The sequence below is a fragment of the Lentilactobacillus curieae genome (assembly GCF_000785105.2).
Classification (GTDB): domain Bacteria; phylum Bacillota; class Bacilli; order Lactobacillales; family Lactobacillaceae; genus Lentilactobacillus; species Lentilactobacillus curieae.
Genome location: NZ_CP018906.1, coordinates 236,782 through 259,871, shown reverse-complemented (window position 1 = coordinate 259,871; position 23,090 = coordinate 236,782). Strand labels below are relative to the sequence as shown.

The 23,090-nt window shown below is 39.7% G+C and carries 26 protein-coding genes; 18 read left to right on the top strand and 8 right to left on the bottom strand.

Annotated features, from left to right (window positions below; translation table 11 throughout):
- Positions 1–8: 8 nt before the first annotated feature.
- On the top strand, positions 9–1,193 hold the full coding sequence (locus tag PL11_RS01465; protein WP_052127641.1) for a tripartite tricarboxylate transporter TctB family protein: 1,185 nt from the start codon (positions 9–11) through the stop codon (positions 1,191–1,193).
- A 69-nt stretch (positions 1,194–1,262) separates the two neighbouring features.
- On the opposite strand, the gene PL11_RS01460 is transcribed toward PL11_RS01465, so the two are convergent.
- From PL11_RS01460 to PL11_RS10465, 7 genes are all read right to left on the bottom strand, one after another.
- The gene (locus PL11_RS01460) at positions 1,263–1,997 is read right to left on the bottom strand and encodes an MIP/aquaporin family protein (RefSeq protein WP_035165826.1); all 735 of its coding nucleotides are present in this window, start codon (positions 1,995–1,997) and stop codon (positions 1,263–1,265) included.
- A gap of 363 nt (positions 1,998–2,360) precedes the next feature.
- Positions 2,361–3,137, bottom strand: a complete 777-nt coding sequence (locus tag PL11_RS01455) for an ABC transporter permease (RefSeq protein WP_035165824.1) — start codon at positions 3,135–3,137, stop codon at positions 2,361–2,363.
- An 11-nt stretch (positions 3,138–3,148) separates the two neighbouring features.
- Positions 3,149–4,051, bottom strand: a complete 903-nt coding sequence (locus PL11_RS01450; protein ID WP_035165823.1) for an ABC transporter ATP-binding protein — start codon at positions 4,049–4,051, stop codon at positions 3,149–3,151.
- Between the two features lie 131 nt (positions 4,052–4,182).
- Positions 4,183–4,452 carry a type II toxin-antitoxin system RelE/ParE family toxin gene (locus tag PL11_RS01445; RefSeq protein WP_418287661.1) on the bottom strand — a complete coding sequence of 90 codons (270 nt, stop codon included), beginning with the start codon at positions 4,450–4,452 and terminating at the stop codon, positions 4,183–4,185.
- Between the two features lie 4 nt (positions 4,453–4,456).
- Positions 4,457–4,810: a YisL family protein gene (locus PL11_RS01440; RefSeq protein WP_035165821.1), complete on the bottom strand. Its 354-nt coding sequence runs from the start codon at positions 4,808–4,810 to the stop codon at positions 4,457–4,459.
- Between the two features lie 66 nt (positions 4,811–4,876).
- Positions 4,877–5,275 (bottom strand): hypothetical protein, encoded by a 399-nt coding sequence (locus PL11_RS01435; protein WP_035165820.1) that lies wholly within the window; start codon positions 5,273–5,275, stop codon positions 4,877–4,879.
- Between the two features lie 141 nt (positions 5,276–5,416).
- The gene (locus PL11_RS10465; RefSeq protein ID WP_035165818.1) at positions 5,417–6,034 is read right to left on the bottom strand and encodes a C40 family peptidase; all 618 of its coding nucleotides are present in this window, start codon (positions 6,032–6,034) and stop codon (positions 5,417–5,419) included.
- A 308-nt stretch (positions 6,035–6,342) separates the two neighbouring features.
- Here PL11_RS10465 and PL11_RS01425 point away from each other — a divergent pair, with 308 nt between their 5' ends.
- The 17 genes from PL11_RS01425 to PL11_RS01345 all read left to right on the top strand — a co-directional run bounded on the left by PL11_RS01425 (position 6,343) and on the right by PL11_RS01345 (position 22,666).
- Positions 6,343–7,119 (top strand): acetoin reductase, encoded by a 777-nt coding sequence (locus PL11_RS01425; protein ID WP_035165810.1) that lies wholly within the window; start codon positions 6,343–6,345, stop codon positions 7,117–7,119.
- Positions 7,120–7,288: 169 nt separating this feature from the next.
- On the top strand, positions 7,289–8,083 hold the full coding sequence (locus PL11_RS01420) for an EAL domain-containing protein (protein WP_035165808.1): 795 nt from the start codon (positions 7,289–7,291) through the stop codon (positions 8,081–8,083).
- A gap of 4 nt (positions 8,084–8,087) precedes the next feature.
- A complete protein-coding gene (locus PL11_RS01415) occupies positions 8,088–8,573 on the top strand; it encodes a hypothetical protein (protein ID WP_035165805.1) in 486 nt (161 codons plus the stop codon).
- Between the two features lie 60 nt (positions 8,574–8,633).
- Complete coding sequence (locus PL11_RS01410) at positions 8,634–9,863, top strand: glycosyltransferase family 2 protein (protein ID WP_078256881.1); 1,230 nt, start codon at positions 8,634–8,636, stop codon at positions 9,861–9,863.
- Between the two features lie 34 nt (positions 9,864–9,897).
- Positions 9,898–11,037 carry a GGDEF domain-containing protein gene (locus PL11_RS01405; RefSeq protein ID WP_035165803.1) on the top strand — a complete coding sequence of 380 codons (1,140 nt, stop codon included), beginning with the start codon at positions 9,898–9,900 and terminating at the stop codon, positions 11,035–11,037.
- Positions 11,038–11,242: 205 nt separating this feature from the next.
- Complete coding sequence (locus PL11_RS01400; RefSeq protein ID WP_035165796.1) at positions 11,243–11,965, top strand: sulfite exporter TauE/SafE family protein; 723 nt, start codon at positions 11,243–11,245, stop codon at positions 11,963–11,965.
- 323 nt (positions 11,966–12,288) lie between these two features.
- Positions 12,289–13,512: an MFS transporter gene (locus PL11_RS01395; RefSeq protein ID WP_035165793.1), complete on the top strand. Its 1,224-nt coding sequence runs from the start codon at positions 12,289–12,291 to the stop codon at positions 13,510–13,512.
- A 12-nt stretch (positions 13,513–13,524) separates the two neighbouring features.
- Positions 13,525–13,812 carry a chorismate mutase gene (locus PL11_RS01390; protein ID WP_035165791.1) on the top strand — a complete coding sequence of 96 codons (288 nt, stop codon included), beginning with the start codon at positions 13,525–13,527 and terminating at the stop codon, positions 13,810–13,812.
- The gene (gene aroC / locus PL11_RS01385; protein WP_035165789.1) at positions 13,809–14,975 is read left to right on the top strand and encodes a chorismate synthase; all 1,167 of its coding nucleotides are present in this window, start codon (positions 13,809–13,811) and stop codon (positions 14,973–14,975) included. The genes PL11_RS01390 and aroC overlap by 4 nt, the downstream gene beginning before the upstream one ends.
- Positions 14,976–14,989: 14 nt before the next feature.
- A complete protein-coding gene (aroA, locus tag PL11_RS01380; RefSeq protein ID WP_035165786.1) occupies positions 14,990–16,273 on the top strand; it encodes a 3-phosphoshikimate 1-carboxyvinyltransferase in 1,284 nt (427 codons plus the stop codon).
- Between the two features lie 13 nt (positions 16,274–16,286).
- Entirely contained in the window at positions 16,287–17,138 is an 852-nt protein-coding gene (locus PL11_RS01375; protein ID WP_035165784.1) for a prephenate dehydrogenase, read from the top strand.
- 5 nt (positions 17,139–17,143) lie between these two features.
- Positions 17,144–17,650, top strand: coding sequence for a shikimate kinase (locus PL11_RS01370; protein WP_035165783.1), 507 nt, complete (start codon positions 17,144–17,146; stop codon positions 17,648–17,650).
- Entirely contained in the window at positions 17,651–18,520 is an 870-nt protein-coding gene (locus tag PL11_RS01365; RefSeq protein ID WP_035165780.1) for a shikimate dehydrogenase, read from the top strand. It begins immediately after the preceding gene.
- Positions 18,521–18,704: 184 nt separating this feature from the next.
- Positions 18,705–19,466, top strand: coding sequence for a nicotinamide riboside transporter PnuC (pnuC, locus tag PL11_RS01360; RefSeq protein ID WP_035165779.1), 762 nt, complete (start codon positions 18,705–18,707; stop codon positions 19,464–19,466).
- A gap of 130 nt (positions 19,467–19,596) precedes the next feature.
- A complete protein-coding gene (locus tag PL11_RS01355; protein ID WP_035165778.1) occupies positions 19,597–20,736 on the top strand; it encodes an NADH-dependent flavin oxidoreductase in 1,140 nt (379 codons plus the stop codon).
- Between the two features lie 86 nt (positions 20,737–20,822).
- Complete coding sequence (locus tag PL11_RS01350; protein ID WP_202817842.1) at positions 20,823–21,260, top strand: MarR family winged helix-turn-helix transcriptional regulator; 438 nt, start codon at positions 20,823–20,825, stop codon at positions 21,258–21,260.
- A gap of 62 nt (positions 21,261–21,322) precedes the next feature.
- A complete protein-coding gene (locus tag PL11_RS01345; protein WP_035165776.1) occupies positions 21,323–22,666 on the top strand; it encodes a dihydrolipoyl dehydrogenase family protein in 1,344 nt (447 codons plus the stop codon).
- Positions 22,667–22,710: 44 nt separating this feature from the next.
- On the opposite strand, the gene PL11_RS01340 is transcribed toward PL11_RS01345, so the two are convergent.
- The gene (locus PL11_RS01340) at positions 22,711–23,088 is read right to left on the bottom strand and encodes a hypothetical protein (RefSeq protein WP_052127637.1); all 378 of its coding nucleotides are present in this window, start codon (positions 23,086–23,088) and stop codon (positions 22,711–22,713) included.
- Between the last annotated feature and the right edge of the window lie 2 nt (positions 23,089–23,090).

Sequence of the window (23,090 nt, the reverse complement as noted above, 5' to 3'; positions counted from 1 at the left end):
GTGAAATTGTGAAAAAAATTAAGTTGGCCGTGGGGGCTATTTTTGTTATTTTAGCAGTGGTGCTTGCATACCAATCATCTCTAGTCAGTGCGATGCTTTCGTTTGCAAATTCTGCGGGAACGGGGAGCTCTACCGGCTTGTACTTTGCAATTTTGATTGCAATTTCTGGAATTTCATACATATTATTTGCAGAGAGCAACAACAAACTCTTAAAGTTGATGCCTTTAGGATTGAATTTGGTAGCAACGTTTGTTGCGATGCTGTTTGCGTCAAAGAGTTTTCACGATTTAAAACTTTGGGGAATCGTAACTGCCATCGTCAGTTTGGTAATCGTGATGTGGGATCTTCGTACTAATCAATCAGTAGAAGATGAAGATACTTACATTAAAGAAATTGAAGAGACACCTGAAACGATTGAAACAAGTCGGCGGGGAAAACACCGAGCCAATAATTGGATTACAAATGATAAGTCATGGTGGTTGATTCTGATTGCCAACCTATGTTTCCTAACAGTAGCGATGTTTATTGGATTTGCTACCATTAACAATTCCCTTCATGGTGCCATGGTCGAGAAGACTACTGAAAATGCCGTTAGGGAAGATAGTGATGAAGGTAGCCCGAAGTCCACTAACGTTAGTGATCCTAATAATGTTGGTCATGCGCCATTGCGTAAAGCAGGGCAGTACTTCTATAGTGACCATTATGGAAAGATTTCTTTGTTAGGGCTTTCTACTGATAAGAAACATTCCCAAGGAACTGGGCAAGTGGGGACGACTGTGGATTTAGTGAAGATTGCAACTAATAAACCACTGAATTCGGATCAACAGTTTAATTCTGGAAACGACTTTGATACCAATAAATTAACCAGCCCATATACGTACTTAAAATCACAATATACGGTAACAAATAATTCTAACCGCTCGATTATTGTTGGCGGACTCAAGCAAATTGTTTTACCAGATGGAAAGCAAATTAATAGTAGCGATAAAAGTGTTATAGATAGCGGTCAGGGTGAGGAATTAGCGCCTCATGCAAAACGTAGTTACTATTTGCATATTTTGTTGGATAAGAAATCAGACGCATACCGACCAAAGTTTGTGCACCTGTACTTTGAAGAAATCAGTGATTCGGACTCGTTCGTAATTCAGGGAAGCCAGTTTGATGTAATAATGCCAATTAGTTATAAAATGTAAAAAAACGGGCAGAGATAATTTCTTTTAGAAATTATTTCCGTCCGTTTTCGTATATATAGGTATGAACAGTTACTTCATTAAAATTCCTTTGAAGGCAAACACTGCAGCAATTCCGGCAAGGAATGGGGCAATGACAGGAACCCATGCATATCCCCACATTGATTCACCTTTGTTCTTCAATGGGTAAAGAGCATGCACAATTCGAGGGCCAAGGTCTCTTGCGGGGTTTAGTCCAGGACCAGTGGCACCACCAAGGGATACTACTAGTGTCATCACAAGAAAACCGAGGGTAAAGTTTGCTAAGCCGATGTTAGCTTTGAATGCAATATCGTGGGTGATTGCTAAAGCACCGAAGATTAGGATAAATGTACCAACGAACTCGTTGATAAAGCCATCACGCTTAGAATCAGCGTTGTCAATGGTTGAGAATGTCCCTAGAATTGCACGGGGGTTTTCTGTTTGGTCATAGTAGGGCTTGTAACTCCAGACAACGATCAATTGACCAAACATTGCCCCAAGTACTTGGGCGATGATGTAAGGAACAACCTCACTCCAAGGGAATAAACCATTAAGTGCCATTGCCAGCGTTAAGGCTGGATTGATTTGAGCTCCAGAAACTGTGGCAAACATCATTGCAGGAATCATTACTCCAGCACCGTATCCGAGCCCAATGAGGATCCAACCACCGTTGTTACCCTTAGTGCCTTTCAAATCCACGTTTGCAACTGAACCATTACCTAAGATCACCAATAAAGCGGTACCGATAAACTCGGCAATCACGCGAATTAGTAAACTGTACGTCATACTCTTCACTCTTCTCTAAATATATTTTTCAGATGGGTAGCCGTATTAAAATAAATAATTGCATGGTTTAGGGCCACAACATCCGAATGGATAAGTGATAGAATACTACTTACTTTTAGTAAGTACAACCCTTAATTTTAATCATTTAATAAGCATTGTGTTTTAATTATGAATTGCATAAGAAAATGCCAGTGCGAAGGCGACATAACCGCCTAGGCCACTGACATCTAACAAACTGTATAGCTGTTTTTCTACGGATTCAATCTGAAAGTTATCATGACAAATTAAAATTATAGCAGGTTTTGCAGTAGATATAAATAACATCCGATTGAAAAATAATTAAATTCATATGACAGAACGAGGTCATACATTCCGATTTTTAAAAATTAAGTATCCCGCATACAGAAAAATGGCAATGTAAACCAAATTACCAATCACTAATTCGGGGATGCTCAGCAGGGTGACATTCTTAACTGCAGGGTTAAGAACTTGCTGAGAGATGTTCATCATGTTCAACGGATTCCATTTTAACCAATGCCAATGGTGAATCATCAGTCCCATTAGGGATTGAATCAGAGCAACGGCGAAATACCCAATGATTCCAATGGAGACTGCTGCAGCTGCGGTTTTAAACAGATTGGCAATGAGTAAGACTAGACTTAAAATTAGCCATAAAGACAAAAACTCAGCGAGGTAATCAAAAAACGTCATTGTGAGTAGGTTATGTGAATCACCCGAGTATTTTTTGAATAGCTCAAACGAATTGTGAAACAATAGCAGCTTTAATACGAGTGAGTAGACGAATACTAGGATAAACAAAAAGCCAGAGTATAAGACCAAACCTATCCACTTACTGACGATGACCTTTCCGCGACTATATTTACGATATAGTAATTCCTTAACTGTCCCGTATTCAAACTCCATTGCAACTGTTGAGCTAGCAGCCGCAATCAGGGCAATTACCGCCCAAGTTAAGCCAGAAAACGTTCCTGTGAATAAACTCATAGGACTTAATTGATTGGGGTTGATTTTTGAAACGACCGCAAAGATAGTCATAATCCCAATGATAATGAGGATGACTGCTACTGTACTTCTTTTTTTAGCAAGCTTAAATAATTCTTGATTGATAAGTGAAGTCAACGTTTTGCTCCTTATTCTCGTAATAGGTTAAGTAATGACGATTCTAAATCTTGATGATCCTGGGTGGCTTGAATGATTTGAATGCGGTTTTTAATTAGCACTTCAAGAATGTCATTTAAATTGGCACCTGCATCCAAAGATATTTGTACAGGTCCTTCTGCCGCTGTATCAATAACTTCATAACCAAATGAACCAAGCAGTGCCTTAGCTGCAAGGTTGTTGTTGGTATCAATGCTGATTGTAACGGTTCCAGTCGCTTCAAAGGAATCCATGCTTCCCTGGGCAACAATTTTTCCCCGATTAATAACCACTAAATCATCAACTAATTTTTCTAATTCGCTAAGAATGTGACTAGAAATCAAAAAGGTAGTCCCTGTGCTGGCTAAATCAACAATCAAGTCACGTAAATCACGATTGGCTTGGGGGTCTAATCCATTCATTGGTTCATCTAGGATTACAATTTGAGGGTGATTGATTAGCGCCATTGCAATGCCTAATTTTTGCTTCATTCCTAGCGAATAGCTTTTAGCTTTGCGACCAATATAGTTGGTCATTTTGAGTCGGTCGACAATATAGGTAATCTGACTATCGCTGGTAGTATCGTTTGCGAATAGTTTTAAATGGTCGATTCCACTGAGAAATGGATAGATCCCGGGATATTCGATAAGCGCTCCAACCGCTTCTAAAGCTTGGTGATCAATGGTGGTAACGGGCAATCCGCCAATTTTTATGCTGCCATTATCCGTTTTGAACAGGCCAAGAATTGATTTCATTATTGTTGTTTTACCAGCACCATTTGGGCCAACTAGGCCAACAATGTGTCCAGTAGCGACCGAGAAGGAGATGTTGTCGAGAATAACTTTATCTCCAAACCGCTTGGTTAGGCCATTAACTGTTAGTATTTGTTCTGACATTGAATGCTCCTATTCTAAAAATGTAATTCATGGGTCAATTATAACAGGGTGGTTGTGAATGGGGGTGTGCAGTTTTGGGTGCAAAAAATCCAGTCATGATATTTCCAGATTTGAAAATATCACAACTGGATTTAAATTTCTCCGTGACGACCAACATCTAAAAAAGTTACTTGATCATCGTGATATTCATATATTAATAGCCAGCTGCCTTTGATAAATAATGCTCTTCTAGGTTTATGGCTTTTAATTACGTGATCATCATATTTTTCAGGAATTGGAGTTCCGTTAACGATTAACTCTTCAATTGCTTTAAAATCTTTTTTACTAAAGCGTTGAGCCCGCAGCAGATTTTGCAGATGCTTTTTAAAGCGTGATTGGTATTTTACTGTGTACATTGCCAATCACCTACAGAAACGGTCTTCCTTGAGACAACCAAAGACCAAAAAATCCTAATAAAATGCAGCAACCAATTGTTGAAAACAACAGCGGTTTTGACAATTTACTAGTTTGCTTTTTGGCGAATGCAATCTCAATCAATCCAAGCAGACCGATTCCGAGAACTGCTTTTACTGAGGCCAATAGTGGGGCGTACTTCCACGCATTCAGTAAGAGAACTACTCCACTAATTATTGCGACAAGATATATTACCCGCGCAGTCATTGCCAGTGGGAAAATATTGTTATTTTTTGAGGAAAGGGCAATAATTACAATTACTGCCAAGACAATCCAAGCAATTAAGTGAATCCATAACCAAAACATAGGGGTACCTCCAATAGTTTGTTAACTATAATGATACCCCTACATGTTTAAAATGGATAAGTGAATTTAGTTGGCTCGAGTTAGGCTCACAGTAAGAACATTATCTGCAGTTGTGTCATAACTAGCTAGAATCCCGTTTACCACGTCGGCTGCCTTACCATGGGTGGATGTTGAACGGTGATAAGTGTTGATCCAAGTTCCCAGTGCATCTAATCCAAATTCAAATCCTTCAAATACCTGCATATATGTTGATGAAGTGGGTTCTGGGGTGATGATTGTTACCTTAACAACTCGCTGCGCTTTAACATCTATGATCATTTTAATTACGTCAGTATCAAAAACTGTCTGTTCACCATCTGCTAGCGATGCAGGCAGTTTGTATTCAGGAATACGCATGTTGTCATTGTAGGCATTAGATACATATTCGTAAGTTCCTAAATCATGGGTTCCTAGTTGTTGTGTCATAGTTAATTCCCCCTAAAATAATATAGTAGGATTATAACTAATTTTGAAATTTTCGGGGTAAATTTCGCTTATACAAAACCCCACCAGCCAAAGCGGGGGAACTTTGACTGGTGGGATTGTGTTAGTAATTGTGAATGTGGTCTAGGCTAAGCCGTTTACGTGTCCGGCAAAGCTAGGCATGAATGCGCTGTTGATGGTTTCGATATCAACGTTTTGTCCTGGTTGAGGAGCAGCAACATATTGGTTATTACCAATGTAGATTGCTACGTGATGAGTTGATCCATGGCCACCCCAGAATAGAAGGTCGCCGGGCTTAGCGTTAGCAACAGATTCAGTAGTTACCTTGCTTTCTTGGGTAACTGTGTAATGACCTAAGCTGATGTTAGCAGCTTTTTGGAACACATAGTCAGTTAATCCTGAACAGTCCATTCCACTAAGTGATTCGCCACCCCAAACGTAAGGGATGTTTTGACCAGCAAGCTTTTTGGCAAGGTCGACAACTGACTGTGCCTTGTCACTGGTAGGTGTGCTGCTAGTAGCAGTGGTTGTATTGGTTGTTTGACCATTGTATGCTTGACTACCATTGTTAGCCTGATCATATGAGTAACCATAACTAGTAGGTTGGTAATAGTTATAGTTGGTGCTGTAGGTAGGTTGGCTATTTGCTTGGTTATAAGTGTCAGCGCTGGCTGATACGGCTGTACCGCCAAAAATTGCGCCGGCAAATGCTAATGCTAAAAATCCTTTATGAAACTTCAAAAGAACACCTCATTGATTTATTTTTAATTTGGAACGGGATTTATCATAACTGCTTAAGGTGTCAGAACAATTACGGCCACATTGTAATCTGATAACTAAAATATAGTGACTGAAATATTGTTCCAGAGGCTGCGGTGGTTGGATTTTGGTAGGAAATGTAAACTAAATGTGTCGTCCACAATGTAATTTTTGACAATGTTTGTGGCAGGTAGATTACAGACAAGTGGCAAAATTACACTACATTTTTCTTGATAAGTTGTGCACAAGAGAATAAAATTACGTTATCAAAATTCAGGAGGAATTTTACAATGGCAAAAGTTGCGATGATTACTGGTGGAGCTCAAGGAATTGGGGCAGAGATTGCTCGTCATCTATCTAAAGATGGTTTTGATATTGCAATCGCAGATTTACCAGGTCAAAAAGATACTGCTGCAAGTGTAATCAAAGAGGTTGAGGGTGCTGGCCAAAAAGCAACGTTCGTTGCGCTGGACGTTACTGACCAAGCAGCGTTTACAAACGCAGTTGATCAAGTTAGCAATGAACTAGGCGGGTTTGATGTAATGGTCAATAACGCAGGAATTGCCAAGGTTGATAAGGTAGAAGAAATTAAGCAAGCTGATTTGGAACTTAGCTTCAAGATTAACGTTTTTGGTGTTCTGTACGGAATTCAAGCTGCTGCTAAAAAGTTCAAGCAACTTGGTGTTGCCGGAAAAATTATTAACGCATCCTCAATTGCAGGAATGCGAGCTTTTCCAGTCTGGGCAACCTATTCAGCAACTAAAGCCGCTGTAATTAGTCTTACCCAATCATCTGCTAACGAATTAGCTCATGATCACATTACCGTTAACGCCTACGCTCCAGGAGTAGTTGGCACAACTGGTATGTGGGATGAAATTGATGCCAAAATGGCTGATATCAATGGTAAGCCTCTGGGACAGAACAAGGCAGACTTTGTTGACACCATTCCTCTGGGAAGAACGGTTGAACCAAATGATATTGCAAATATGGTTTCCTTTCTTGCTAGTGAAAAGGCAGATTTCATTACAGGACAAGCATATGCTGTTGATGGCGGCGGATTGCTTTAATTTAATAAACGTTGAAAGCTCGGCAATTTGCCGGGCTTTTTTAGATAATGCACATTCTCTTGTTAGGTTGTGCATTATCTAAAAAGTAGTGTTGACTTATTACAAAAGCCGTATGTATAATGACTCTTAGTTTTTATTGTTGTGAATTAAACTGAGATGAGGCTTAAAAATGTTTACTAATTTGATTGATCACTTGGCGGTAGTGGCCACGACAATAATAGTTGCGTTAATGGCGTTAACTATTATATATACTATTTACTCTTTGAGTTATGATCGCCACCGCAAAGGCGGACCCGAAGGCAACTTAAAGTTCTTTGGTCAGCCGCAATTTGACATTAACTCACATATTTTAGGGTATGAGTTACTACTTCGAAAATTGAATCAGACTGGTGAATGGGTCGTGCCCGACCGACCGAACTACTTAACTTTGAACCAATTTTTGAGCCTTTTTAAAGTCGCAATTCAAGAAATTCCTGCTGGACAGAATATTTCAATCAATCTATCAGCAGAGCAATTAATGAATGCTAGTTTTGAACCGTTTATCAAGAGTCTAATAAGTCAAACTACTAGTCATCAACTAGCGATTGAAATCAGTTTTGCAGATTTAAATAACTGGAAGTCATCTTTGTTAATTAAACGAATGAATTATGCCCGATCATTAGGTGCAAAAATTTGTCTTGATTCAGTTGGCAGTCATGCTAAAAATTTAAGGAAGCTAAGTGAGGTGGCTGAGTCAATTGATTATTTAAAGTGTTCTATGGATGAGTATCGCAAGACCGATGAAAGTGATTGGCTTGATATGAACTTGGGTGCTTGGCTGATTTTTGCTCAAAGTCACGGAATCAAACTAGTACTTTCAAGAGTTGAAACTAACTCTGATCATATCCTGGCTCGCTACCTTGGAATCAACTATGTTCAAGGATGGTATGTTGGTGAAACTGCAGAATTAAAGAAGATGGGGTAATTAGTTGAGTAATAAAAACCAGAATTACGAGGATGACTTCTTTTCAAAAGGAAACTTAGTTATAAAAGTTAAAGAGTCTTTGATTGCATTGTTTGGCTGGATAACTGTACTTATTCCGATGCTAATCCTTGGGATGATTCTTAAACGCCATGGCCTGAAAATTTTTGGAATTTACGTTGATTTCAAGGACTTGGTCATTTTTGGTGAATTTTTATTGATTATTTTGATATTTACCTTTGTGGTTATTGGCGCCTTTTCAATTTCAATGGCCATTATTCAACATGAACGAAGCCGGCACTATTTGGATAAGTGGCCAAACTTTAATCCAATTGAACGGCAAGTGGTGATTAATAAGTTAAATGAATTTGCTACTTCCAAATACGGGGATGAAGAATTTCGTGAAAACGTTAGAACTTTTGTTGTTCCTAAAGAGTTGAATATTGAAGATGGTAAGTTACAGAATTTGATTAAAGAAGACAAGGAGAAGTAATTATGATGCACATGGGTTTACTGCAGTGGGTGATTTTTTTTACTTTCCCTTTATCCGATTATGGGAGCATTCTTCTGGTTCTGGGGTGCGATTATGTACCGAATCTTTATTAAAGAACCGAAAATTGTTAATGAAGATTCTACAAAAGATGCGCCAATGATCACCATCATGATTCCAGCTCATAATGAAGAAATTTTAATTGAAAAAACTATAAAGTACTTATTCACTGAAATCAATTATCAAAATTACGAAGTGTTGGTGATGGACGATGGCTCTTCTGATGATACGCCCCGAATTTTAAGTCAGCTCCAAGCTGAATTCCCTAAGCTAAGGGTAATCAGGGTAGAGGATAACAAGGGAAAGGCACATGCATTTAATATTGGAATGTTCTTTGCTAAGGGGGACTATATTCTAAGTAATGATGCAGATACCCTTCCAGAGCCTGATGCCTTGAAAAAATACATGAGTTACTTTACCAATGAAGAAAATATCAATACTGCTGCAGTTACGGCTAATATGGATGTCGAAAACCGCAGTTCAATTCTAGGAAAATCTCAAACCGTTGAGTTTTCAAGTATCGTTGGGATTATTAAGCGTAGTCAAAGTGCAATCAACAATTCTATGTATGCTTATAGTGGTGCAAATACTATGTATAAAAAAGAAGCATTATTTGAAGTTGGCGGCTTCAGACAAGATCGGGCAACCGAAGATATTAGCATTGCTTGGGATCAACACCTAAAGGGGACTGTACCGACATTTGCGCCAGAGATTAAGTTCCATATGACTGTTCCAGAAAGGTTAAAAGAGTTGTTTAGGCAGCGGAGTCGCTGGGCTAAAGGTGGAACTGAAGTTTGGTTAACCAACATTATGGCCTTTCTAAAACACCCGCTTAAGAACAAGTATCAGTTCACGATGTTTTTAGACTCTACTCTGTCTATAATCTGGTCGTTCTTTTACGTAGTTTCAACGGTTATTTTTATCGCCCTAATGGCTGGTCTATTGATTACTGGTAATTATGATGCTGCGATTAAGTACGTTGGCTATTCATTTTTGATGATTACTAGTGAAGTGATTGCTGGAAGCGTCCAGTTGTTAACTGCACTGATATTAGATTTTCATGGTGCTAAATTAAAATATTGGATTTTTGCGCCTTTATACATGATGTTTTATTGGATTATTAATCCGTTAACGATTGTTTGGACATTTGTTGGAGCCGTCAAAACTATTTTGGGACGGGGAAGCGGTACCTGGAAGAGCCCTAAGAGAGAGCAAGCCAAAACGACCGGTTAACGACTGATTGGATTTTTGAAAAGAGGTTTTTTTCATGAATTGGTTTTTGGTCAATCTAGAACAAGTAGCAATGAATTGCTTCATCGTGCTTGGAATCGTTATGATTTATCATCTGATTGTGATGAAAACGTTAAGTTACTATGAGACTAAAAGATCACAAATCGACTATACGTTTGGAGTGCTCAATACGGTTAGTATTGGGTACTTCAGTGTCCTTTCGTTTGTTTTTCAAATTGCCGCAATTGATCCAAAAGAAAATACAACGATTTTGAACTTTACTGTCTTGATGGTTACCTACGTTACGCTATATCTTGGCTTTAAGGGTGGTCTTTTCGTTGTATTAGTGGGCTTTATTGGCCGAATTGTTTCGACAGGTTGTTCAACTACAGATTTGATTTTCTGGCTGTTTTTGGTAGCAACGGTCATTTCGTTACGGATGATTTTTTATATTACAAATCGACCGGGGTATCGGTTGGTTAAAAATTTACTGGGAATTGAACTAGTTTCACTGTTTTTTTACTTGGGGTTATCTAACGATACTGCTGGTATCAGATTGTTCAAGCACGCAATTCATTCTTGGGAAGCCTTTAGTGTTCTGAGCTTAATTTTGGGTGTGGTTTTGCATATGTTAGCAAGTGAAAATGATTATGTAGCAAAGGCAGCTTATGGGGCCTCCACTGATGGGGTGACCAAGCTAAAAAACTTTAGTGAATATAATCTAAGGCTAGAAGCATTCTTTAATCTCAACAGACTTAAAAAGATTCCTGTTGTGCTGGTGGAAATTGATATCGATCACTTTAAAAAGGTCAATGATAAACATGGACATCCTATGGGGAATACATTGCTAAGAAAATTTGCAGAACTGTTAACTGAAGAATCCCACTTGGTGCCAGGAACCGAAACCTTTAGGGTAGGTGGTGAAGAATTTGCACTAATCATGTCCAGTATTGGTCCGGAAGTTTCTAGAGGATTGATTACTCGACTTCAACGCCGCTGGGAACAAGTTCAAAGAACTGAGCTTGATTTAGATGAACCGACGACTTTATCGGTTGGAATAACTACGATTCAAGTTACTGATGAGAGCTATCAAGATGTGTATGATCGTGTGGACCATGCTTTATACAGAGCCAAGAAAAATGGTAGAAACCAAATAGTTGTTATGTTGAGCGACTGAGACAAAATTAGGGTAATCGAAAAAATGCAGTTATAATTTCTCTTTTTGAAATTATAACTGCGTTTTTTCGTTCCTTCAGATAGTTACTGTTCTTGTCGGGACACTACGACTGAATCAGAGATTCATGTAGTGCTCCCCTTTTATAACCTTAACTATTGTTTAAAAGCGTATAATTATTATTAAACGATTTTTTGGAGGCGATTAGTTGGAACTGTTACTACTCGTATTATTACCTGCAGTTTTAGCTTCACTGGTTCAAGGAATTACTGGATTTGGGTCGGCAATTGTACTAATGATTTTTTTACCGTCAATCTTGCCAATTCCCCAAAGTGCCGGAGTTGCATCTTTGATCATGTCAGTGGCCAATTTAATGATGGCTTGGCACTACCGTAAGGCGTTAAAGGTCAAACGAATAATTGGTCCGTTTATTGTGTATGGTCTGGTTGCATTTCTGTCACTAAAACTGGGATCAGCTTTGGATGTAAAAGTATTGAAGATGCTGCTAGGTGGATTATTATTGTGCCTGTCGATTTACTTCTTGTTCTTCAAATCACTAGGTAATGGTCGCAAGTATCCGATTTATGTAGCGTTAATCTTTATGATTATTTCGGGATTCTTTAACGGACTATTTGGAATTGGTGGCCCATTAATGGCAATGTACTTTTTGTCGTTAGCCAAAAACAAGGAGGAGTACCTAGCCAGTATTCAAACTTTCTTCTTGATCGACCAAGTTTACATAACGACAGTTAGGTTTGCTAGTGGGATTTTGACAACTAGTGACATTAAATTTATTTTGATTGGAATTGTTGGCGGGGTCATTGGAACAATGATTGCCAACCGGATTACGAAACATATGAATATCAACATGATTGAAAAAAGTGTTTTTTCGTTTATTGGGCTCAGTGGAATTTACTATTTATTTAAATGAGAATTAAATTAATTTTGAATGAGTGTTGACATTTAGTTTTTTAATTGTTTTAATAGATTCAACATAAAAAACGAAAGGAAGATCAATTATGACACAAACCAATCATCAACAAAACAAATGGTATTTTAGCTATCTATTTATTAGGTAGCGTCCGCTTTAACGTGGGCGCATAAGCGCTCACGTCTAAACGGAAGACAATCATTGATGATTGACCGGCTAGACGAGTAAGTCTAGCTGATTAAAGTGTTTGAGTCTTCTACAAGACCAAGGACCAGCTAGATTAAATCTAGCTGGTCCTTTTTTATATCTAAGGAGTGAAATATATGGATAAAATTTCAAGACGAAAATTATCACTTTGTTTATACCTCAATTACATAGTTCACGGAATTGGGTTGATCATATTAACTCAAAATATGCAGGAACTAGGAAAGTTTTGGCACGTGCCAATTGCAACGGTTTCCTACGTTATTTCGGGAATCGGAATTGGAAAGTTAATCGCCTACTTCTTGTTCGGATACTTATCTGACCGATTTGGTCGTAAGCACATGGTACTATTCGGAATTTTAAGTTACATGATTTTCTTCGTTGGAATCCCGTTTACGACTAACCTAGTTGCTGCATATGGTCTGGCAATTCTTGCAGGAATTGCCAATTCAGCTTTCGATGCTGGAACATACCCAACGTTTATCGAAATGGGTGGTAATGCAGGGGCTTCAAATGTATTTATTAAAGCGTTCATGTCGCTAGGTGAGTTTATCTTACCGTTGATTGTGGCGACTTTGGAAACCAACTCGCTCTGGTTTGGCTGGTCATTCATCCTACCATTCATCCTACTAGTTATTAATTTGGGAATTATTCGAACAGTTGAGTTTCCAAAGGTTAATGCAGCAATTGAAACTCAACAAAGCGAAAGTGGATTGCATGGTATTAAAAAGGTAATTTCAGCAGTAGCTCTCTCAATGTACGGATACACCTCAATGGCGGTTATGATTTTGTTTACTCAATGGATTACCGTCTTTGCTCAGCACAAGTTGCACATGTCAGTCATTATGTCTCACGGATTGCTTTCACTGTACAGCATTGGTTCAATCATGGGGGTTGTGGTGACCTTCATCATATTGAAGGTAGGAGTTGCTGAAGAAAAGGTGTTATTGACTTCAACTTTAATATCATTGCTGGCACTTTTTTCCATTAGTACTTTAACTAATCAAATTATTGTGAGTGCGGCAGCCTGGATCTTCGGTTTTACCGCTGCAGGTGGGGTACTGCAAGTAGCACTAAACCTGTTGCTTAAGATGTTCCCAGTTCACAAAGGCGTCATCACGGGGTTGTACATGACATTTGGTAGCATTGCAACATTCACTGTTCCCATCGTGACAGGTTGGCTAGCAAGCACCAGTATTCAGTCAGTAATCAACTTTGATGTGATGATTGGAATTTTAGGGGCGGCACTTTCGTTAGCTACCATTCTATGTGCCCAGCGCAAAGCTGCTACTCAATTAGCCAGAATCGATATGGCTGGAATCAATTCAAATAAAAATAAGTAAGGAGTCTTTACTATGACAGATTTAGAACAACTTCGATGGCAAATCGACCAAACAGACAAGGAAATTGCAGAACTTTTGAAAGAACGGTTTGACTTCACGGCAATGATTGCGGCAGTGAAGGACAGGGACGGAATTCCAACGCTTAATTCTCAACGAGAGGACGTTGTGCTGACAAAGGTAACTGAGAACTTACGGGACCCACAGGTTGGTAAGGCAATTACCGAAATTTTCAAAAAGATTATGGATGAATCAAAAAAGCAGCAAAATCAATTACTAAACCGGGTGGGGGAAGCAAAATGAACTACTTAACTGCAGGAGAATCTCATGGACCACAACTAACAGGAATTTTAGAAGGAATCCCAGCTGGCCTTCAGCTAGACGTTGATCAAATCAATCAGATGTTAGCTGATCGTCAGGGAGGCTATGGCCGCGGTAACCGCCAAAAAATTGAACATGACGTTGTCGAAATTGTTGGCGGTGTACGTCACGGGAAGACATTAGGCTCACCAATCGCCTTGGTAGTTAAAAACCGCGACCACGCTCACTGGAGCGAAATTATGAATCCAACCAGTCCAGAAACTTCAGAAAATACTTTGAGGCAAGTAAACCGACCTCGCCCAGGTCATGCGGACCTAGTTGGTGGTATGAAATACGGTCATCGAGATTTACGGAACGTATTGGAACGCTCGTCTGCTCGCGAAACCGCAATGAGAGTTGCGGTTGGAGCGATTTGTAAGCAATTGCTTAATCAACTTGGAATCAAAGTCGTTGGCCACGTTGAGTCAGTTGGCTCAATCGCAGCGGACCACCACAGGACGTTGGACGTTGATACGATTGAAAATTCCATCAAGCAAAATGATTTAAGAATTGTTGATCAAGATAAAGTTCAGTCAATCCATGATTTGATTGATCAAACCAAAAAGGATGGTAACACCCTTGGCGGGGTTGCCCGTGTGGTTGCCACAAATGTTCCGGCAGGATTAGGAAGTTACGTTAGTTGGGACACCAAGCTAGATGCAAAATTAGCAGCCGCAGTCATGGGAGTCAATGCCATAAAGGGAGTCGAAATTGGCGACGGCTTTACAGCGGCTGCAAGTCTAGGTAGTGAAGTGATGGACGAAATTGATTGGGAAAAACAGGCAGGATTTGGTCGGCTTACTGATCACCTTGGAGGATTTGAAGGTGGAATGACGAACGGTATGCCGGTAGTAATCAAAGCAGCGATGAAGCCAATCCCTACACTTTACAAAGCTCTTCAAAGCGTTGACATCGCAACTAAGGAAACGATGAAGGCTAACGTAGAACGTTCTGATACGACAGCCATCGTTCCTGCTTCAATTGTCGTTGAAAGTGTTGTGGCAATTGAACTTGCCAAGGCAATTACCGATACATTTGACGGTAGCAATTTAAACCGATTAAAACAACAAATCACGGAATATCGTGAAGAATTCAAAGAATTTTAAGGTGGGATGACAAGATGACAACTTTAGTAAAAACGCCGAAAGGACTTCATGGTGAAGTTCTGGTTCCGGGTGATAAAAGTATTTCCCACCGCGTAATTATGCTAGGCGCACTTAGTGAAGGTGAAACCAAAATTAATCACTTTTTGTTTTCAGATGATTGTTTATCAACAGTTAATGCATTTCGTGACCTAGGAGTAAAAATCGACATTATTGATGAGCATGTGATTGTTCACGGTGTTGGCTTCAACGGGTTAGAGGCACCCAAGCATGAACTGCAAATGGGAAATTCTGGAACGACAACCAGATTAATAATGGGAATATTAAGCGGTCAAAATTTTTCGAGTGAGCTGATTGGTGATGATTCGCTTTCTAAACGGCCGATGAACAGAGTAAGTGAACCACTTGCAACTATGGGTGCTGAAGTTATCACAACTGATGGTCACCTGCCAGCGATTGTAAATGGCAAACAACTTCATTCAACTAACTACCAGATGAAGGTTGCATCTGCCCAAGTTAAAAGCGCATTGATTTTTGCGGCATTACAAGCAAATGAGCCATCAATAATCAGAGAAAAGTTGCCAACTAGAAACCACACGGAAACCATGTTAAATGCGTTTGGTGGAAAGATTGTTACCAGTGAGGATCAACTTACAATTACGGTTAACCCTCAACCACGACTTAAGGGAATCGATTTAACTGTTCCAGGTGATATCTCATCTGCCGCATTTTTCATTGCTGCGGGGCTTTTGGTTCCAAACTCACAAATTCGATTACAACGGGTGGGAATCAATGAGACGAGAACTGGAATTCTGGACGTTGTGAAACGGATGGGTGGCAACATTCAGTTGGAAAATATCAATCGGGATGGTGAGCCACTGGCGGACTTGGTTGTTACTTCATCACAGCTAACGGCGACGGATATTTCTGCCGAGAAAATTCCGGCGATGATCGATGAATTACCGATTATTGCCTTGTTGTGTGCCAGAGCAGCGGGAACCAGCACCATCTCTGGAGCGGAAGAATTAAGGGTTAAGGAAACTGACAGGATTGCTGCAATCACCGAGGAATTTAAAAAGCTCGGAATTGATATTACTGAGAAATCAGATGGGTTTGTAATCAATGGTAGTCAAGATTGGCATGTTGAATCATCTCAGCTGAATAGTCACGGTGACCACCGAATTGGGATGACTTTGGCGGTGGCGGATTTATTAGTGGACACACACTTAGAGTTAGCTGGAAAAGAATCTGTATCAATTTCATATCCAGATTTTTTTGATGATTTAGCACGATTAATTTAGGGGGCGGTTTTATATGGAATCTGTGTTTATAAGTGGACTAGGAATGATTGGTAGCTCTTTGGCGAGAAGTATTCGTCAAGGAGACGATGAAGTGAAAATTACCGGAAGTGATCCCGACGACGCCAACGGTCAGTTTATGATCCAGAGTGGATTGATTGACCAAGTGGTGTCGTTTGAACAGGGGGCTCAACAAGCTGACGTAATATTCTTGTGCGGGCCGGTTGACGTCATTATCGACCAGATAAAGGAACTTCCCACTCTGAATTTAAAACCTGGAGTGGTTGTCACTGACGTTGGTAGCACCAAGGCAAAAATCATGACCGCTGCGAAAGTGTTGAGTGATCACAATATCACTTTTGTTGGGGGTCACCCAATGGCCGGATCACACTTAACGGGAGCTAAGTCAGGTAGAACGGATTTATTTTCCCAGGCAACTTACTTTTTAATCCCCAATAACGGAATGGCTGGGGTTGAGCAAATCAAACGCTTATTGAAAACTTCAACGAGCAAATGGCGCGTTGTTTCAATTGAAAATCACGAGCAGTTTGTTGGTGCTGCCAGCCATTTACCACACGTTATTGCTTCATCGTTAGTACAAGCTACTAATAGTTCGCTTAAAAACACAGAGGTGGGTCTTGAATCCGCAGCAGGTGGATTTAGAGATACCACTAGAATTGCAGCTGCTGATCCAGATATGTGGACTGCAATTATGTTAAGCAATCAAGAGGTTATCTTGGATCAAATTGATGAATTTTCCAAGGCTTTAGCAACCATTAAACAAGATATTCAGGCTGGTAATCAAACAGCAATTCACAATTTTTTTAGCAAGTCACAAGAAATTAGGCAATTAATCGATCAGGGGTGATATTTATGGATTTAATTTTAGTTGGGTTCATGGGCAGTGGCAAAACCACTGTTGGCAAGCTGTTAGCAGATAGATTGGGAAAGCAGTACTTTGATTTAGACCAATTAATTGTTGAGCAGACGGGGATGAGTATCCCACAAATATTTGCCGAACGTGGTGAAGATGGTTTTCGAATGATTGAGCAACAATGTTTGCAATCAACAAATGAATTTCCAGGAATTTTAGGAACTGGTGGCGGCACCCCGATGCAGCGAAACAATCAAGAATTTTTGGGAAAAGCGGGGGCACCAGTTGTGTTGTTGTCGGCGTCAATTAAAACGATTTTGGCGAGGTTGGCAGGAGATAATAATCGGCCATTAGTTGAAAAATTAGGGGCAGCGGGATTAGCAGACTTACAGGCCCAACGACACGACACATACCTGAACGTAAGCGATTTGCAAGTTGCAACCGATGAACTTACTCCGTTTGAAGTAGCAGATAAAATTATTGACCAGTTAAAGGTGGCGAAGTAGATGGTTGATGGACACACAACTTTATATGGATTTATTGCCCATCCAGCTCGGCATAGTATGTCGCCATTGATCCACAACATGGCATTCAACGAACTAGGATTAAATTCAGTCTACCTTGCCTTTGACGTTCAAACTGCCGAAATTGAACCAATTTTCAAATCAATGAGAGCAATGGAAATTGGTGGCTTTAACCTTTCAATGCCGTTTAAGCAAACTGTGTTACCCCATCTAGATTCATTATCTGATACCGCCAGAAAGTTGGGGGCTGTCAATACGGTGGTCAATGACCACGGCTTTTTGACTGGATACAGCACCGATGGGGACGGTTTTATTGCAGCGCTTGCTCATGAGAATGTCGATGTTATTGGCAAACATGTAACGGTCCTTGGTGCTGGGGGAGCGGCAAAGTCGATCGTTTTGGCTTTGGTAAAGGCGAATTCCGGCAAGGTTACCGTGTTTAAACGAAATAATGATTCGTTTGCCGAAGTTAAGAAAGAAATGACTGGTTGGGGTGACCAAGTATCAGTTGTTCCTTTTGATGACGAAGCTGCCTTAGAGAATGCTATTAAGGATTCAGACATTGTCGTTAACGGGACTAATGTTGGAATGGCGGGTGATAATCACTTCCCATTAACACCCAGTCAGTTAGCAAATCTGCATCCTGATCAGGTAGTTTTTGATGCAATTTATTTTCCTTTAGTGACCCCGCTGTTAGAAGTAGCTAAGCAAAAAGGCTGTCACGTGATGAACGGGACTGGAATGCTAGTTTTTCAAGCAGCAGCAGCGTTCAAACTTTGGACAGGAATGAATATGCCAATTGATTCTGTGATGAATGCTGTCAAAAAAGAGGTTGCTAACCGACAAAAATAAGCTGGTTTATTATTGATTTTCTCTGTATAATTTTAATTCGTGCCGTTTGTTATTCTTAAATTTGGATCAATCAAAGATTGACTTTGAATTCAGATGGATATACTATATATAGTGTTGTTTTTCAAATACGACACTATATATAGTTATAAGGCTGCAGCCCAATTAAATATTGGGAGTGAGAGAATTGGATAATTTAGCATCAACAAGCGAACGACACAATTTAGTTACATACTTTAAGTGGTTGGCACAGCAGGTAAAGGGCTGGCCGCAACAAAACTACTACTTATTCTGGTTTTCAATGGGTTTACAAATCATGACGTTGGTTTCTAACCCAATCACACCAGTAGCATTCATTACATTTATCGGGACAACCCTTGGGGTATTATGTATTTTATCAATCAACGCAGCTAAGGCTGTGAACGGTTGGTTAGGAATTTTATCAGCAATCTGCTTTATTTATGCGGGTTGGACTGCAAAAAATTACCTATCAATTTTTGAACAAGTTGCATACGTGGCAACATTGGATTTGCCAGTGTTGTTATCTGTAAAGACTTGGAATGATAACACTGTTAATAATTTACGGAAGTTTGGTTTGAAGCAGTGGATTATTGCCATTGTTGGGACGGTAATTGTCTACTTTGTATCTGGCTGGGCAATTGGCGCATTCACCAATGATCCTCGTCCATATGTTGATGCCTTAAGCTTTGCTGTTAGTTTAACGGCCGGCATTATGTGTTTCATGAGATACAGTAACCAATACTTTTGGTGGTTGTTCTCAGGAATTTTCCAATTGATTCTTTGGGGAATTACATTTAGTCAAGGCGATGCAACTTTAGCCATGGCTGTGAACTCAGCAGTTTACGTGGTTAATGATATTTTGGCATTTACAGTTAGCCCATGGTTCAACTCAGGTAGAAGAAAAAAGGGCCTTTCAGAAATTAAATAATCATAGTAGTGGTCGCATCCAATCGAAATCAAATTGGATACGACTGCTTTTTTATTAGGAACGTTGACTATCTTTATAAATGGTCGCACAATTATTAAACATAAAAATTTGGCAGTGAAAGGAATCCATCATGGCAAAATATAATTTTTTGAATCCATTTAAATTAGAAAATAAGGGAATCACTCTTAAAAATCGTGTTGTTATTCCACCAATGACTGAACGAATGGCGATGGAAGACGGAACGGTTTCTAAAGATGAACTTGATTATTATCAACAACGTGCTGGTCAAGCGGGGATGTTTATTAGTGCGGTTGCCAATGTAAATCCGCTAGGCAAAGGGTTTGAAGGGGAACTTAGTATTGCGGATGATAAATTTGTTCCTAGGCTCTCTGAATTGGCGGCTGCTATGAAAACTGGTGGTTCAAAAGCGATTATCCAAATCTTCAGTGCGGGTCGGATGTCATCTAGTGCAATTTTACGTGGCGAGCAACCAATAAGTGCTAGTGCAATTGCCGCTCCCCGTCCAGGGCACGAAACTCCACGTGCTCTTGAAGAAGTAGAAGTTTTGCAAACGATTAAAGATTTTGGTGAAGCAACTAGAAGGGCAATTGAAGCTGGATTTGATGGGGTTGAGATTCATGGGGCGAATACGTATTTGATTCAGCAATTCTTTTCACCACACTCAAATCGTAGAGATGACAGTTGGGGCGGTTCAGTCGAAAAACGGATGAAATTTCCATTGGCCGTTATTGACGCTGTTCAAGATGCCATTGATAAGTATTCAACTGCGCCATTTATTTTGGGTTACCGCTTATCTCCAGAGGAATTGGAAGAACCAGGCATTACGCTTGCTGACACTATGAAATTGATTGATGCCCTTAAGCAAAAGCCACTTGATTACCTTCACGTTTCTCAAAATGATGTTTGGAGAACATCAATTCGCAATCACGAAGATAAGCGAATTATTAATAGTTTGATTAAGAAGCAGGTTGCCGGTGCGTTTCCAATCATCGTGGTTGGTTCATTAGCTACTCCAAAACAAGTTGAAAAGGCTGCTGAAGACTACGATCTTTTAGCGATTGGTCACGAGATGATTTGGGAACCCAAATGGGTTTCTAAGGTTGCAAATGGAGATGAGGATTCGATCCGGTACTCGATTAATAAAAGTGAACTAGCTGATTTGAATATTCAACCAAGTTTCTTAGGGATGATTGAGATGGTTTCGGGTGGTCCACAAGGTGTCCCACTGACTGGTAATCAGAAAGAATAGGTTGATTCAAAATTTGGGTTGTATTGCCAAAAAAATGGTGTATACTGAAAATTAATCGCACACGATTGATTGGAGAGAATTAATTGATTCCTAAAGAAATGAACTTAGCAAATCAACTCTGTTTTTCCGTTTACAATGCTAATCGACTTTTTAATAAGTTTTATCAACAAGCCCTCAAAGACTTTGACCTGACTTATCCTCAATACATTGTGATGCTGGCTTTGTGGGAACAAGACAACCTGGCGTTAAATCAATTAGGGATGCAACTTGATCTAGAGAGCAATACGCTAACACCACTACTAAAACGGCTGGAAGCGGCAGGTTGGGTTACTCGTCATCGGGACGCCACCGATAAGCGGCAATTAATTGTCAGCTTAACAAGCAAGGGCGTTAACAGCCAAGATGCAGTTTTTGAAGCTGTTTCAAGTTGTATAGCTGAAGGAAAACTTGATATCGAAAAGTATCGTCAGGCTTTGGAAATTAATAATGAATTGATTTCTGAATTAGCGAATTCAATAGAATAACGTTGGATTCGTTATTTTTAGCGGTAATCAATCGCGCACGATTGAAAATGGAGGGATTTAATATGAATTTTGACGTAATTTTTATTGGTAGTGGTCACGCAAGCTGGCATGCAGCAGTTACTCTTAGCCAGGCCGGCAAGAAAGTTGCAATCGTAGAAGAAGATACTATTGCGGGTACTTGTACCAGCTATGGGTGTGATCCCAAAATATTATTGGATGGCCCGTTTGAACTAAAAAATCAGTTAAGACAGTATCCAGAAATTATCAAGGAAGATGTCACGATTGATTGGAATGCCTTGATGAACTACAAGAAAAAGATTATTAACCCGTTGCCAGATCAACTAGAACAATTATTTATGGCGGTGGGAATTACTATTATTAAGGGGCATGGTAGGCTTAGCGATGATCACACAGTTTCTGTCGACAATAATCAGTACACGTCTGAGAACATTGTGATTGCAACTGGAGAACATTCCCGAAAGCTTAACATTCCTGGAAGTGAATTTCTTCACGATAGTCGGGACTTTTTATCACTAGAAGCAATGCCTCATAAAATTGTTTTCATTGGTGCCGGAATAATTTCCTTGGAATTTGCATCGATGGCAGTTGAACTAGGTAGCGAGGTTACTATCGTTGAGTATGCGGATAAAGCTTTAGCAAACTTCAATCAAGCATATGTTGCTAAGGCAATTAGTAAGCTGGAAAAGGCTGGGGTTAAGTTTGATTTCTCAACTTCAGTTGATGTAGTTGAAAAAGGTACCACTGGCTTAGTTGTTAAAACAAGTCGTGGCAATCAAATCGAAGCTGACTATGTTCTCGATGCAACGGGTAGAATGCCAAATGTTGAGGGTATCGGTCTCGATGGTTTAAATATAGATTTTTCTGCTAAAGGAATCGTTACGGATGATCATTTGCGGACAAGCGTTCCTAACATTTACGCCAGTGGGGATGTTTTGGATAAGAGCGTGGGTAAGTTAACACCAACAGCAACTTTTGAATCTAATTACATTGCTGGGCAAATTCTTGGAGATTCTAATCCAATCAACTATGCAGTTGTTCCTGCCGTTGTTTTTACCTTGCCAAGGATTGCCAATGTCGGAGTTAGCTCAGTTAGTGCACTTAATGATGATAACTTGGTAGTTGAAAAAATTGAGTATGGTAAGCAAATGCTCTTTCAATCTAAAAATGAAGTTGATGCAGAAATAACTGTGGTTATTGATCGAGCAACTAAAACTTTAGTTGGTGCAGAAGCTTATGGAAATGAAGCAGCTGATTTACTTAACTTCTTAACATTAGTTATCAATAAGCAAATTTCAGCATCAGAATTAAACCAAATGATATTTGCATTTCCAAGTACCACATCAGGAATTGTTAGTTTGTTAGTAACAAAAATGATGACGATTTAATATAAAGGACCAACGGTAGCCATAGGAGCTTAACCATTGGTCCTTTAATTTTGAACGATGCTTCTTATATCAACCAACTCGATTGATTCGCCGCTATCCAAAAATAACCGGGAATCTTCGTAGCCGCGAATGTGACCAGAAATTGGTGGGGGAAATACGCCGTCATCGTCCTTAATATTACTTTGAATCGAGATAAGGGTGTTCTTTTTGATCGCATGGTTAATTACTTCATCAATTTCTATTGATGTCATTTCTGGGGCAACTTGCCTGTGAATCGTGTGGGCTTTCTCCTCAGCCTGGTGATTTAGGGCACTAGTGTGGTCTGATAAATAGTATCCTTGCCACTTAAGCATGCCTCTATCTTGATAATAATATTTAAAAAATAGCTCTGCGGTGCTGTCATTAATCTCGGGCCGTTTCATAA

Coding starts and splice junctions, on each gene's coding strand:
- PL11_RS01460 (WP_035165826.1), bottom strand. CDS start 1,997: ATGACGTACAGTTTACTAATTCGCGTGATTGCCGAGTTTATCGGTACC.
- PL11_RS01450 (WP_035165823.1), bottom strand. CDS start 4,051: ATGTCAGAACAAATACTAACAGTTAATGGCCTAACCAAGCGGTTTGGA.
- PL11_RS01440 (WP_035165821.1), bottom strand. CDS start 4,810: ATGTTTTGGTTATGGATTCACTTAATTGCTTGGATTGTCTTGGCAGTA.
- PL11_RS01435 (WP_035165820.1), bottom strand. CDS start 5,275: ATGACACAACAACTAGGAACCCATGATTTAGGAACTTACGAATATGTA.
- PL11_RS01425 (WP_035165810.1), top strand. CDS start 6,343: ATGGCAAAAGTTGCGATGATTACTGGTGGAGCTCAAGGAATTGGGGCA.
- PL11_RS01420 (WP_035165808.1), top strand. CDS start 7,289: ATGTTTACTAATTTGATTGATCACTTGGCGGTAGTGGCCACGACAATA.
- PL11_RS01410 (WP_078256881.1), top strand. CDS start 8,634: ATGGGAGCATTCTTCTGGTTCTGGGGTGCGATTATGTACCGAATCTTT.
- PL11_RS01405 (WP_035165803.1), top strand. CDS start 9,898: ATGAATTGGTTTTTGGTCAATCTAGAACAAGTAGCAATGAATTGCTTC.
- PL11_RS01395 (WP_035165793.1), top strand. CDS start 12,289: ATGGATAAAATTTCAAGACGAAAATTATCACTTTGTTTATACCTCAAT.
- PL11_RS01390 (WP_035165791.1), top strand. CDS start 13,525: ATGACAGATTTAGAACAACTTCGATGGCAAATCGACCAAACAGACAAG.
- aroC (WP_035165789.1), top strand. CDS start 13,809: ATGAACTACTTAACTGCAGGAGAATCTCATGGACCACAACTAACAGGA.
- aroA (WP_035165786.1), top strand. CDS start 14,990: ATGACAACTTTAGTAAAAACGCCGAAAGGACTTCATGGTGAAGTTCTG.
- PL11_RS01375 (WP_035165784.1), top strand. CDS start 16,287: ATGGAATCTGTGTTTATAAGTGGACTAGGAATGATTGGTAGCTCTTTG.
- PL11_RS01370 (WP_035165783.1), top strand. CDS start 17,144: ATGGATTTAATTTTAGTTGGGTTCATGGGCAGTGGCAAAACCACTGTT.
- PL11_RS01365 (WP_035165780.1), top strand. CDS start 17,651: ATGGTTGATGGACACACAACTTTATATGGATTTATTGCCCATCCAGCT.
- PL11_RS01355 (WP_035165778.1), top strand. CDS start 19,597: ATGGCAAAATATAATTTTTTGAATCCATTTAAATTAGAAAATAAGGGA.
- PL11_RS01345 (WP_035165776.1), top strand. CDS start 21,323: ATGAATTTTGACGTAATTTTTATTGGTAGTGGTCACGCAAGCTGGCAT.
- PL11_RS01340 (WP_052127637.1), bottom strand. CDS start 23,088: ATGAAACGGCCCGAGATTAATGACAGCACCGCAGAGCTATTTTTTAAA.